Genomic DNA, 12,333 nt, shown 5'->3' with positions numbered 1-12,333 from the left:
TTATAGCGTAGTGTACACCCTCCCATCAAACCTTTGTTAACTGTTTACATCCTTGAACACCGCTCTACAAAACATCTGTATGGTGTGTTCCTATCGCAGGCCCAGAAACCTTGTATTATGTATGTGCAAAGATGCTCATACAAAATCCAATCCTGAAGTGCCTGGTCTGATGCCATTATCGAGCGGTCGGCCTCGGACTCAATTGTTAGCGCATGTAATGAGGGTGTGGCAGATTGCGACCCAAACAACGCGAGGATATTGTAAACCTCTGTGGCAGTTGGCCCATAACTAAGAACATCAGCGTGAAAAGACGCAAGACCTTTGTCCGTGAATACCAAGGTGTCAATAAATATCTCCCGTTCCGTCTCGGCAAGGGCCTTAAAAGGTGTGTTCTCTATCGGGGTTACTGCCAGATAGCTGTCCAGCTGCGCTTTGGTCTTTATTGGCGCCGCTTGAAAATCCATTTCTATTTTCATGCGCCAAGCTTCTTTTTTATTTTTTAAACCAACATCTGCAGAAAGCGCTTGTTGGAAAGGGAACAGTATTAGTAGTGTAGTTGTTATGCCAAATAGTTTTATGAATCTCATAATAAACTCCATTTTTCTCATGAAATTAATCTTCTAGTAAATTTATGTGCATTCTACTCACTCTTTTGAGTTTTAGTTATCCTGCACGTTTATTGCCTTTCTCACAATGCGAAACATAAGGCTGCGCAAAGATAGCTTAAATTGACACAGCAAACAACCTTGCGTTGGTGGTCTTGAAATTTGTAAGTTATGCCCCACTGCGGTTTAGCCCCACGTATGCGGGGAATCCCAGTACCTATGACTATAAAAAACGGTGTCCGGTTTAAAAATCACGTATACCTCAGAAGCATTGGCATCACCTGGCGCTCATAGAGCTTCCGGGAGGCTTTCTTTCAAAAACAGTATTTTAGGAATCGGATTACTTGCTGGCTGATTTTGGATACAGAGCGGTAGAGGAAGGTATGCCAAGGAATGCGCTGCCCCTCCTTGATGTATTTCTGGTCGATGCGATCCGACTGCTTCTTCAAGCTATTTTCATCCCCTACCTGCCAGCGGTCCTGGTGGTGGTGAGCAAACATGAGCAGCAATAGCGAGGTCATGATCGTCAGCCAAGCCTGTGTGCTGATCCCGGTTACGCTCTTGCTCCAGGCCCTCTTGCTCGCAAAACTGTTCTTCCAGGTATCGAAGTACTTTTCCTCGTCCCAGCGGCGCAGATACAGGAATGCGACGACGCCAGGTTCCAGTTCCATCTCGTTGGTGAGAAACTTGAAAGCTACCATCCGGCGCCTGATAGTGAATCAGGCGCCATCGGGTGTGGAACTCAAATAAAGATGGGAACTAAATCACCCTAAAGTTGGTGCCACACTGTTTATTTTGATACAGACAAAATAAAAAAGTTGGTAACTTTCAGCAAGAGTTTGGAGTACTAGGGGCATCCCCGCCGGAAATCACATGGTTGACGTAAGTCATTAATTTTTGGTCGAAAGTAAGGCACCCCTGAAAGCCTTGCTGCGCCTGGGTTTCAAGCCGAAGTGAAAATTGCGGCGGGGATGTCCCTAGGGCCTGTTCACACTAAATCCTGTATAATCCCTTCATGGAAATTACAGCGCAACAATACAAAATTATCGAAGATTTTCTGCCCCTCCAGCGCGGCAACGTGAAAATATCCAACTTACAAGTGCTGAACGCCATTCTTTACATAGCCGAGCATGGTTGTAAATGGCGAGGTCTGCCGATGAAATTCGGCCGTTGGCACAGCGTCTACATGCGGGCGAATCGTTGGGCCAAACAAGGTGTACTGGATAGGGTCTTTCTGGCCCTCCAGGAAAATAATGTGATCAATATCCAGGTCGATCATATCTCTCTTGATTCTACGGCTGTTAAAGTTCATCCAGATGGTACTGGCGCGTTAAAAAAAATGGTCCTCAATCTATCGGCAAATCACGAGCAGGATGGACCACCAAGATTCATATGGTTGCAGCCGACCACAACCGCGCCGTAGTATTTTCTCTGTCACCGGGGCAGGCTGGAGACGCTCCGGAGGGCCGAAAGCTGCTGAAAAGCCTTGAGAACTGCGGTTGGGATGGTGCCAAAGTGATCATGGACAAGGCCTACGAGGGTAATGAAACCCGGCAGTTGGTATTCGATCTGGGCATGGAACCTGTCGTGCCACCGAAGAGTAACCGAATGAGCACCTGGAAATACGACGTGGAGGCGTACAAAAAACGAAATGAAGTGGAGAGGCTGTTTCGACGCCTGAAGGGCTTCAGAAGAATTTTCTCTCGTTTTGACAAACTGGATGTCGTTTTCACATTTTTTATTCACTTTGCGCTTATTGCCGATACTTTAATTAGTGTGAACAGGCCCTAGTACCCCACACTGGTCCGGGGGCGCAAAGGCTGGCCGATATTATCCGCCAGCGCCTGCGGGACTTGTCGGGGGAAAGCTGAGAATAGGGTCCTTTATTAACCAGCAATAGTGCCTTGCAATCTTGCGGAAAACCCACGGCGCTATTCAGGTGCCCAGTATCAAATAGTTTTATTAGCCATGGGGACTGGCAGATCGCTGAAAGACAACCCTAACGGTAATCGGGGTTGGGGAAGTCCGGCTTGCAACCGGCATCCCAACGGGAGCGCTGGTTACCATGGGCTGGTATGCCGCCTGCATCTTTGATCATCCTGGCCAGATGCATCAGGTTCCAGGTCATAAAGGTGGTATTGCGGTTGGTGAAATCATTTTGCGGACCTCCGGAACCGGGGTCCAGGTAGGAGGGGCCAGGGCCTGCTTCTCCTACCCAGGCGGCATCTGCTTGTGGTGGGATTACATAGCCCAAATGTTGCAGAGAATAGAGAATGTTCATGGCGCAGTGCTTGGCGCCATCTTCGTTTCCAGTAATCAGGCAGCCGCCAACACGACCGTAATAGGCATATTGGCCCTGATCGTTCAGGTCGGAAGAGTTGGCATAGAGTCGCTCGATGGTTTGAGTGCAGATGGATGATTTTTCACCGAGCCAGATAGGCGAGCCGATGACCAGTATGTCAGCTTTTTCTACCTGCTGGTAAATCTGCGGCCATTCGTCATTTCTCCAGCCGTGCTCGGTCATATCGGGGTAAACTCCAGAAGCGATGTCATGATCCACCGGTCGCAGTACCTGTGTATGAACTCCATTTCTCTGCATGATCTCGCGGGAGATATTGATCAAGCCATCGGTATGGGAAAGTTCCGGAGTTGGCTTTAATGTACAATTCAGGAACAGAGCGTTGAGATCGGAAAAATCCCAAGAGCTGGATTCGCACTCGGCCAGCTGTTTTTTGTTGAGTGTCATATGTAGCCTCCATACTATTAGTGCTGCTGTGTTTCGGGAAAGAGGTGCATTGGCGTTGCTTTCTGTCACAGGTTTGTTCTGCCAACGCTGATGACCTGCCTGTTCCAACTGAGTTTCACAGGCTGCAAACGACCATTTGTCATTATTCGGTGTTTGATACTGCCCAAAAGCCCATGCGGATCGAGCCAGGGTTATCAAAAATAAATGCTAGCTGTGCTTTTTGTTGTATTGACGAAAGTCGTGTCGGGTTTGCTCAATGAACCGTTCCGGGATCTATTTGTCCGCTGGGGCATCGAAGATGATGCTGGCTATACGCACCCGCTGGATCACAAGTAGCAACTCAAACTGCGCAGGACTACTTTTGCCGAGGAAAAGACACAAGTAGGCGTTCCTGTGCAGAGAGGCGGTTGCAGCCGTGATTACAGTGTTTCCGTAACAGGGTTGAATCATTTTGGTAACGTCCGGCTGACCTGTCAATGCACAGTCGAGAATGTCGATTTTACAGCCAGATTTGTAATCAACAATATTCAGCTTATCGATACTTCAAACACTCAAGAAGTGCGCCGCAGATCCGTCTGGTAAATACCTAGTAGCGATAACAGCTTATCGTCATCGACATTGAGAAATACGCTATGAACGTGTTTTCGCAGCAGCCTATCGAAGAAGCTCTGCCATCTTTTTCATTAATATTGAGGAGGCATTGTCGGAAAACTGTTGCCCTTCTTCAATATATCCCCAGACAACAGCGTCGCTTTTCCAGCCACCCTGCTTCTTGATCAATTCAAAACTCACTTTTTCGCGCGCCGCGGCGGTCGAAAGGCCGCGTCGAAAGCTGTGGCTGCTGATCTGATCGACAAAGTCAAAGCCACAGGCAAGGCCAAGCTTTTTCAGCAAGTCATTAATGGCAGTGGCGTTTAGCTGTTGCGGCTGAACAGTATCCCAGCGATTGACCGCACGGAATACGGGCCCCTCTGTGATGGCAGCAATTTTCAACCAGTGCTTAAGTGCTGAGGCGGGGCAAACCTGTGCATCGCCATAGGGGAGGGCACGTAAAATCCCCTCACCACTCTGGTCTGTTTTGGATTTGGGCAGGCGTATGATTAATCCTTCCTCTTCCCATATCAAGTCGGACACCTGTATTGCCACCAGTTCACTGCGCCGAAAGGCACCGAAGAAACCGGTCAGGAGTAAAGCGAGGTCCCGGGCTTTCTTCTTGGATGCCACTTGACTGCGCAGGTGGCCGGCCATCGCGGCCAGATGCTGCATACTGAGTGCCTTGGCTTTTTGCTTGGGCTTACCATGGGTACGCCTTATGCCCTGCATGGCTTTTTGTACCAGCGGGTCGGTCACCGGATTGGACATGCCCTGGTACTGGTGCCATTGCCCAATGGCAGTGAGATGCAGGTCGAGGGTGCGGGAATTTAACACCTCAGCGCGGCTAAGCAGATAGCGCACCAGTACCTGGTTGTTGGTAGGAAGCCTGCCTCCCCACTTTTCAAACTGGCGAATGGCGGACCGATAGGCCTTTCGGGTGTTATCTGAGGTGGAGGCGCGCAGGTAATCCTGGACTTTTTTCTCCCGAGGGAGCTTTTCTTGTGCGCCAATGGTGCTTCCGGTGACAAGCGTGTCTCGAAGTCTGGCAGGGGATTGTTCTTTGTCCATGGAGTCTTGATACCCGTGAAATCTGTCCTTTTGTACCGAAGATACAGCACTTGTGCGTTTTTGCGGAAGCTTAGTCTTCGATAATAAACCTTATCGAAGGTCAATTAAATATATTCAAGAGTTAGATTTAATCACATAATAATGTAATATTACGTATTATGTAATATGTTATGAAAATAAAGGAGAGCACTATGGCACGAATAGGGGTTACCTACCTGGATATCGCACAGGCAGCCAACGCCATAAAAGCCCGCGATGAGGAGCCCACTGTTGACAGGGTGCGTACCCAGTTGGGCACCGGCAGCAAAAGTACCATTGCGCCTCTCCTTAAGCGTTGGCGCAGCGAAACCGCCAGCAATACAGACGTCAGCGGGTTACCCAGGGATCTGGTAGAAGCGTTGAAAAAGCTGCATCAGCACATTCAGGGGGATGCCGACCAGAGAATCGAGCAAAACCAGCAGGAGCACCAGAAACAGCAGAATGCACAGTTATCTCAACTGGCTCAGGCCCGTGAGGCCGAGGCAAAACAGTCCGCCAGAGTGCGCGAACTGGAGCAGAAGCTCTCATTAGCTGAAGCAGATAGACGCAGCCTCAGGCAGGCTGTGGAAGAGAAGCAGGCGGCATTGGAGAAATGCGAGTATCAGCGCCAAGAGGCTGTCACCCGCATTGAAGAACAAAAGAACACCATCAAAGAAATGAAGCTTGAGAATCGTGATATCCGTGAACATTTCGAGCACTTTCAGGAAAACATCGCCAATGATCGCCAGTATGAGCGCGATCAGTTCCACACAGCCAGTGAGCAATTAAAAGAACAGATAGCTGCACTCACCGAGCAACTGTCGCTGGCAGAGCATAAGTTTAGTGAGCTGAACCTGCTCTACAACCAGGGGCAGGTCCTTGTCACGGAGCTGAATCACGAAAAACAGGAGATGCACGAGCAAATTGGTGCAGTCCAGGCAAAAAGGGAGGCCCTACAGCAGCAAAATGCAGAGCAGGGCAGGCAGTTGGAGAGTAAAATGGCGGAAGTTGCCAATTTACAAGCCCAGATTGTCCGCCTGCAAGGCAACAACTCGGCTTTTTGCAAAGAATCCCAGCTGCAGCGACAGTCACTGGATAAATTGGAATCTGAATTGGCGGCAGCACAGGATCGACTGGAGCAATTACTGGATGAAAATCGCATGCTCCTGCAAGAAAAAGCGATCATTCAAGGGCAGTTTAAACAGTTGGAAAGCTCTCTGGAATCGCGTTAATCCATTGAAAACTTGCAGGTGAATCACCCCGGGTTTCCCGGAGCCCAACGCTCATGAGAGAACCAGCCAATGAACAAACGACCTGGATACTTCCTCGTAAGTACGGGGACACGCAGTTCGCATGAGGTTGACCAGCGAGCATCGGTCTCGCTGGGCAGCGATCGCAGCTATTGCTTCCAGGATCGGCTGTACCCCTGAGACACTGCAATCGCGGGTCAGCAAGTGGCAAGTCGGCAAGGGTACTAAGCCGGGCACGCAGCCTGCCTTAATATGCTGACGTAGGTCGAGCAAAAGACCATGCGCCCACCCCGAAAGCATAGGCTTCCCAGAAGGCGGGGCTACCCGGATGCCCGCGGTGGAAGCTTTCTGAACTAATACAACTTAGCTCCCAGTTAGGCGAAAGCAGCATTGAATGGATACGATCTTGGTGGCAACGCTATTGTTTTACAAACTCAAAAGTTCCGCCGGCAGATTAATCCGGGCCTTCAGTTCCTGGATTCTTTGCTGCTCAGGGGTAAGGGCCTTACTGGTAGGCGTCTCACCGCCACGTTCAGCCACAAGCTGCTTTACCCAGCGACGGATGCCGGTGGTGCCGACATCCAGTGACCGGGCCGCCTCTGAAATCGAATAGCCCTGATCGACAACCAGGCGGGCAGCATCTAATTTGAACTCGGGAGAGAAGGATCTACGTTGTTTGTTCATTGAACACCTCTGCCTCTGGCGGCGACTTTACCACCTAAATTGGTGTCCGGGATTAGTAGACCACTACAGAGAATGTAAATCTTGAGATGGTGTTTAGCCGAACTTGAATCCACATGAGTTGGTATGGAACCACCTGAGGAATATAGGGGCCTCGAAGAGGCCGTTAAAGCAAGGCGAATCATTGATGATCGGTGCCAATAAAGACTTACACGAAATAAAGAAAACAAGAAACTCGTGACATTATTTTTTCAAGAAGCGATTGTATTTTTTGCTGCCGCTTAGGTAGTATTGATAAAAATCAATCCAATTTTTCGAAAAAAAGTTCATATATGTATACATTAAAAATTAGTTATATTTTTCGAATTTGCTTATTTTTCAGCATTTCAATAGCTTGTTTTTTGCTTTTTTACTATCCTTCTATTATACCTGAAGCTTGGTTCTTATCATTTTCTTTTGCTATTTTAATTGTTTTAATTTCTTCTGCAATCAGAGCCTGCATATTCAGCAATGCTTCATTTAATCTGCTTTGGAACAAATATAAAATAGTTTCTGTATTTTTTTTATGTATTTATGGAATAGCAATTTCACTTCTTTTTATATATATTTATCTTAAATTGACATTTGACTGCAATTTGGTTACCCCCAAAGAATTTAGGGCCTTATGTGAACCTTCAAAAATTCTTGTGCCTCTTTTAATTAGTGCGGAAATTTGGCTCATAAATAGTATTTTTGTGGAAATTGCAGTTTGGCTAACTTACGCTAAGATGCGCAAGTAAAATAATGGGGTCGAAATAGAATGGTGCCTGCTTAAGCGCAAGCTATTGAAACAATTAAAGAAAGATGACCGACTCGGTGGTAGGCTTCAAATGTATTAGGGCCTGTTCATACTAAATCCTGTATAATCCCTTCATGGAAATTACAGCGCAACAATACAAAATTATCGAAGATTTTCTGCCCCTCCAGCACGGCAACGTGAAAATATCCAACTTACAAGTGCTGAATGCCATTCTTTACATAGCCGAGCATGGTTGCAAATGGCGAGGCCTGCCGAAGAAATTCGGCCGTTGGCACAGCGTTGAATCACCCCGGGTTTCCCGGAATCCAACGTTCATGGGAGAGCCAGCCAATGAACAAACGACCTGGATACTCCCTCGTAAGTACGGGGACACGCAGTTCGCATGAGGTTGACCAGCGAGCATCGGTCTCGCTGGGCAGCGATCGCAGCTATTGCTTCCAGGATCGGCTGTACCCCTGAGACACTGCAATCGCGGGTCAGCAAGAGGCAAGTCGGCAAGGGTACTAAGCCGGGTACGCAGCCTGCCTTAATATGCTGACGCAGGTCGAGCAAAAGACCATGCGCCCACCCCGAAAACATAGGCTACCCGGATGCCCGCGGTGGAAGCTTTCTGGCCTTTGCTGCGACTGGGGTTGCGGGCCCACAGGGAAGATTCCGGTCTATGGCAGACCCTCCCCACGGGGAGAAGCCACTGGCAAAGGCTTTCCATTGTCCCGCGCCCGCTCCTTTTGGATGCGCAGATACACCTCTTCCCGGTGTACCGGCAGGGATTTTGGGGCCTTGATACCCACCCTGACCTGATTACCCGTAATTTCCAATACTATGACGGAGACATTTTTTCCAATTCTGAGATTCTCGCCTGGCCGGCGTTTTAGAATCAACATAAGCCTTTCCTTCCGGTTTGCAAATTCCGGGCTGACTTTTTGTGATGGGAATACCCGGGGTGTAATGGTTGAAGGAAATACAAGGCGGGGCGCGGGAACGGTAGGCGGTAAAGCAGAACTGCCGCACGCAACGCCCCCAGGGCCTGGGGAACCGCGCCAAGTGCCTGAAGGGGCTCCGCTTTATTGAAGACGAGCGGGTTTCTAGCGTATTATCCATACAGCCATTTTGATACTCGTGTTATCAATTTGGTTAGCTGGCCCTCTGGTGGTTGCACACCTTGGGTCAGCGCCTTTTACTTACGCTTAGGCCACGTTACCGTTCTCCTGTTGAAGGGAAGGGATTTTAGAAAATGCCCGGGCAGTTTGTTTACAGCCCGGGCAGTTTGGACCGCTTGCGCTATTGGTTCGCAAAAACCGGTCCAAATACTGACAGAAACCTTTGGATTCTACGCCGCTTTGACACGAAAGAAAACGAAATGCAATTCAATAAGATCATTTTGATGCCTATATTTCTAAGCGCAAGTGCCCGGAAAAACCGCAATGCCCTTTTAAAAAGGGCCGGTGACACTGGCCCGTTATACCACCCCTGCGTTTCCGCAACACATAGACGGCCATAGGAAGGCACAAGCGGGCCGCTGAGTTTGGTGGTATTTCTTGAGTTTGTCGAAACGTGAGGCATTCGTGCGTTCGCGCTTCAAGCGTGCATCCGCATTCTCAACCAGAGGCCGATTTTGTAGAGTTTCCTGTTCAAATCCACGTTGCCTTCCACGAAACTGCGCATTCCGGGAATCCCTGCCTTGGTACCCTGTTGCGCTTAGGGTAACGTCCATCCACGAAAACCCATTCCATATCCGGACTTATAACCAGTGCATAAAACAATATTGTCTGTCACTTGCCTGGCGGGGAGCAGGCATTGCAGCACCCGTACAGCTTACCTGAACCTCCAAAGCCCTTTGGCAGACTTCCCTATGGGCAAATCGGTATGCATTGGATAAGGCATGTCCATAACGGTCATACAGAAACCAGGTTGTTATATCGTAAAAATTCTTCCACAACTTTGACGACTATGGATCACTGAATATTCATCCGGACATTGCAAGCTTGCTTTATGGTTATGCTGGAACCTCAATGAGGTGCGCTTATTCTTATCAATCCATAGGCCACATCCAAACAGGAACAGCCCTTAGGGCCATATTTCAGTACGAACTCCATCTGCTACGGTATTTTTTAAACAACCCACTATCATTATGCTGGGGAAAACCTATGGGGGAGATGATGTACGGTAGCTGGCACTTAATCTGAGTAAGATGACAGTTGTGCCCCAAAGATTCATCGATTGGCGCCGTGGCAATATGATAAGGAGATGCACAAAAAGCAGAATGCAATAGAACGTTTGTTCCAGCGACTGCCGAGTTAATCATCCACTTAGCTGTTACTTTTGACTATGGTGGAAATGGGAGGCGTGCTCACCACTATGGTCTGTCTCTGTATTGAAACTTGCCAATCAGTATCCTGATGAAACCTGGGTATACTACGGCCACGCCTTCTTGCTGATCTCAGCCTGCAGTTAGCGCTATTAATTTTGGAGGAAGGTATCCATGGGTGTAAGGCCAGTGCCTGCAGACTCTGTCTAAAGGGCTTATTGACGCATCATGGAACCAACCTATTTCATCACTCATTACGGTATCAGGAGATAAATGTGGAATCAGGACCCATGATCTCGATTGGTTTACCCATTGCACTGTTCATTATTATGGTTGGTATAGGGATGACCCTGACGGTCAGGGATTTCCACCATGTCGCTGTCAGGCCCAGGGGCTTACTACTTGGTACCATCATACAGATTATATTTTTACCATTTGTGGCCTTTACCCTTTGCTGGGCGCTCAGTCTACCTGCTGAGATCGCAGTGGGTCTGGTGATTATAGCGGCATGTCCTGGGGGGACGACCTCTAATCTGTTTACACTGCTCGCACGCGGCAATGTTGCGTTGTCCATCGTTCTGACAGTATCTGCGAGTTTGATTACCATCCTGAGTCTGCCTTTTTTTACCAATTACGCTTTGCGTACCTATTTTGGTGCTGAGCAGGAAATTGTTCTGCCCTTTGTCAGGACAGTGGCCATGCTATCGGTTATTGTTTTGTTGCCTGTGGTACTCGGCATGCTGGTACGGGCCTGGAACCCGTCTCTTGCCAGTCGCGCCGAGAGTATTGTCAGTATTTTTGGTGCACTGGTATTGTTGATTCTGGTAGTGCAGCTGGTGTGGGGAATGCGTGAGCGCATTGGCGAACTCATGTCGCAGGCGGGGCCCTCGGTTATCCTGCTGAACCTTTCGGGGATATTTTTGGGGCTGGTATTCAGTCGTATCGGTGGCCTCCCCCTGCGCGATGGCCTGGCGGTGGCGACAGAACTGGGTATCAAAAATGGTACCATCGGCCTGATGGTAACCCTGACGCTTCTGCACTCCAGAGAAATGTCGATACCCTCTGCGGTATATGGTGTGGTGATGTTTCCAGTGGGTATGCTGCTGGTACTATATGGTCGCAAAAAGGCTCGCGAGGTGAGAGAGGTGGGGGTTAAGGAAGTCGGAGAAGCTGGGTAAAGATTAGAATATTTTGTGAGAATCCTGGTGGACAGGATTCTCCGATAACATATTGGCACTGTGCTTTTGAGCTGAGGGCCTAAAGCCTTGAGCGGGCTCAGATTCAATGCGGCGGTCAGTAGGCGCACGGAGCGCAATTGCCCAGGCATTACGGGCATGTTGCGGTCCACCTCCGGGTTGGTTTCCGGGGAATGTTCCTATGAAAAAACGGAAGAAAGCCAGGGTCTAAACTCCGGCATTACGCTGGTGTTTAGAGCTTGAACTCTGCCCATACAGGGGCATGGTCCGAGGGTCTCTCCATTGCGCGAATATCATAGTCAATGCCAGTGCCAATACAGTTTTTCATCATGGAATTGCTAGCCAGAATCAAGTCGATACGCAGGCCCCGCTTGGGGTCGCGGTCGAACCCGCGGCTGCGGTAGTCAAACCAGCTGAAAACATCATCGGTTTGTGGATTTTTTGCACGGAAGGTATCTACCAGACCCCAGTTCTGGATTCTCTGCAACCATTCGCGCTCCTCTGGCAGGAAGCTGCATTTACCGTCGCGCAGCCAGCGTTTGCGGTTGGATTCGCCAATACCGATATCCAGATCTGTGGGGGAAATATTCATATCACCAATCACCAATACCGGCGCTTGCGGTTTGCAGGTGGTCTGCAGGTACGTTTGCAGATCTGCATAGTACTTCTGTTTAGCCGGAAACTTGAGTGGGTGGTTACGGTTCTCTCCCTGAGGAAAATAGCCATTGATCACAGTGAGCGGTTCCGGGCCACCGATATCGAATTTACCCATCACCAGGCGGCGTTGGGCATTGGGCGCATCTTTGGGAAAGCCATAGTCCCGATCGATAAACGGCAGGCGCGAGAGCAGGGCAACGCCGTAGTGAGTCTTTTGGCCATAGTAGATCACTTCATAACCCAGATCCCGGATCGCGTCCACCGGAAACTCCTCGTCGGTAACCTTGGTTTCCTGCAAGCCAATAATGTCTGGCTGATGGCTGTCTACCAGTGCCTGCATCTGGTGCAGGCGTGTGCGAATACTGTTTACGTTAAAGGATACGGCTTTCATTGTTTTTCCCCCAATAAAAA

The 12,333-nt window shown here is 49.1% G+C and carries 9 protein-coding genes and 2 pseudogenes; 4 read left to right on the top strand and 7 right to left on the bottom strand.

The window, feature by feature from the left end; translation table 11 throughout:
• Positions 1 to 44 precede the first annotated feature (44 nt).
• Together M8T91_RS09450 and M8T91_RS09445 are read right to left on the bottom strand one after the other, a co-directional pair.
• Positions 45 to 587 carry a hypothetical protein gene (locus M8T91_RS09450; RefSeq protein ID WP_301413812.1) on the bottom strand — a complete coding sequence of 181 codons (543 nt, stop codon included), beginning with the start codon at positions 585 to 587 and terminating at the stop codon, positions 45 to 47.
• Between the two features lie 332 nt (positions 588 to 919).
• Entirely contained in the window at positions 920 to 1,306 is a 387-nt protein-coding gene (locus M8T91_RS09445) for a hypothetical protein (protein ID WP_301413810.1), read from the bottom strand.
• A 314-nt stretch (positions 1,307 to 1,620) separates the two neighbouring features.
• On the opposite strand from M8T91_RS09445, the gene M8T91_RS09440 reads away from it, so the two are divergent.
• Positions 1,621 to 2,396 (top strand): IS5 family transposase gene (locus tag M8T91_RS09440; RefSeq protein WP_301413808.1). Its coding sequence is split into 2 segments (ribosomal slippage): positions 1,621 to 1,936 and positions 1,936 to 2,396, totalling 777 coding nucleotides; the frame shifts between segments, so codons are not numbered across the junction.
• Positions 2,397 to 2,604: 208 nt separating this feature from the next.
• Here M8T91_RS09440 and M8T91_RS09435 read toward each other — a convergent pair.
• Together M8T91_RS09435 and M8T91_RS09430 are read right to left on the bottom strand one after the other, a co-directional pair.
• On the bottom strand, positions 2,605 to 3,351 hold the full coding sequence (locus M8T91_RS09435; protein WP_299946862.1) for a flavodoxin family protein: 747 nt from the start codon (positions 3,349 to 3,351) through the stop codon (positions 2,605 to 2,607).
• Positions 3,352 to 4,005: 654 nt separating this feature from the next.
• A complete protein-coding gene (locus M8T91_RS09430; protein ID WP_301413806.1) occupies positions 4,006 to 5,013 on the bottom strand; it encodes a site-specific integrase in 1,008 nt (335 codons plus the stop codon).
• A 191-nt stretch (positions 5,014 to 5,204) separates the two neighbouring features.
• Between M8T91_RS09430 and M8T91_RS09425 the strand changes: the two genes are divergently transcribed.
• Positions 5,205 to 6,263: a DNA-binding protein gene (locus tag M8T91_RS09425; RefSeq protein WP_301413804.1), complete on the top strand. Its 1,059-nt coding sequence runs from the start codon at positions 5,205 to 5,207 to the stop codon at positions 6,261 to 6,263.
• 471 nt (positions 6,264 to 6,734) lie between these two features.
• Here the strand turns inward: M8T91_RS09425 and M8T91_RS09420 are convergent.
• Positions 6,735 to 6,965 (bottom strand): annotated as a pseudogene (locus M8T91_RS09420) (transposase); the annotation flags it as partial.
• A 909-nt stretch (positions 6,966 to 7,874) separates the two neighbouring features.
• On the opposite strand from M8T91_RS09420, the pseudogene M8T91_RS09415 reads away from it, so the two are divergent.
• Positions 7,875 to 8,042 (top strand): annotated as a pseudogene (locus M8T91_RS09415) (transposase); the annotation flags it as partial.
• Between the two features lie 378 nt (positions 8,043 to 8,420).
• Here M8T91_RS09415 and csrA read toward each other — a convergent pair.
• Positions 8,421 to 8,645: a carbon storage regulator CsrA gene (gene csrA, locus M8T91_RS09410; protein WP_301413803.1), complete on the bottom strand. Its 225-nt coding sequence runs from the start codon at positions 8,643 to 8,645 to the stop codon at positions 8,421 to 8,423.
• A gap of 1,699 nt (positions 8,646 to 10,344) precedes the next feature.
• Between csrA and M8T91_RS09400 the strand changes: the two genes are divergently transcribed.
• A complete protein-coding gene (locus M8T91_RS09400; RefSeq protein WP_301413801.1) occupies positions 10,345 to 11,247 on the top strand; it encodes a bile acid:sodium symporter family protein in 903 nt (300 codons plus the stop codon).
• A gap of 250 nt (positions 11,248 to 11,497) precedes the next feature.
• Here M8T91_RS09400 and xthA read toward each other — a convergent pair whose 3' ends face one another.
• Entirely contained in the window at positions 11,498 to 12,313 is an 816-nt protein-coding gene (gene xthA, locus M8T91_RS09395; protein WP_301413799.1) for an exodeoxyribonuclease III, read from the bottom strand.
• Between the last annotated feature and the right edge of the window lie 20 nt (positions 12,314 to 12,333).

The sequence above is a fragment of the Microbulbifer sp. MI-G genome (assembly GCF_030440425.1).
Classification (GTDB): domain Bacteria; phylum Pseudomonadota; class Gammaproteobacteria; order Pseudomonadales; family Cellvibrionaceae; genus Microbulbifer; species Microbulbifer spongiae.
The sequence above is the reverse complement of the archived record's forward strand: the minus strand, read 5'-3'. Positions and strand labels throughout refer to the sequence as shown.

Coding starts and splice junctions, on each gene's coding strand:
- M8T91_RS09435 (WP_299946862.1), bottom strand. CDS start 3,351: ATGACACTCAACAAAAAACAGCTGGCCGAGTGCGAATCCAGCTCTTGG.
- M8T91_RS09425 (WP_301413804.1), top strand. CDS start 5,205: ATGGCACGAATAGGGGTTACCTACCTGGATATCGCACAGGCAGCCAAC.
- M8T91_RS09430 (WP_301413806.1), bottom strand. CDS start 5,013: ATGGACAAAGAACAATCCCCTGCCAGACTTCGAGACACGCTTGTCACC.
- M8T91_RS09445 (WP_301413810.1), bottom strand. CDS start 1,306: ATGGTAGCTTTCAAGTTTCTCACCAACGAGATGGAACTGGAACCTGGC.
- xthA (WP_301413799.1), bottom strand. CDS start 12,313: ATGAAAGCCGTATCCTTTAACGTAAACAGTATTCGCACACGCCTGCAC.
- M8T91_RS09450 (WP_301413812.1), bottom strand. CDS start 587: ATGAGATTCATAAAACTATTTGGCATAACAACTACACTACTAATACTG.
- csrA (WP_301413803.1), bottom strand. CDS start 8,645: ATGTTGATTCTAAAACGCCGGCCAGGCGAGAATCTCAGAATTGGAAAA.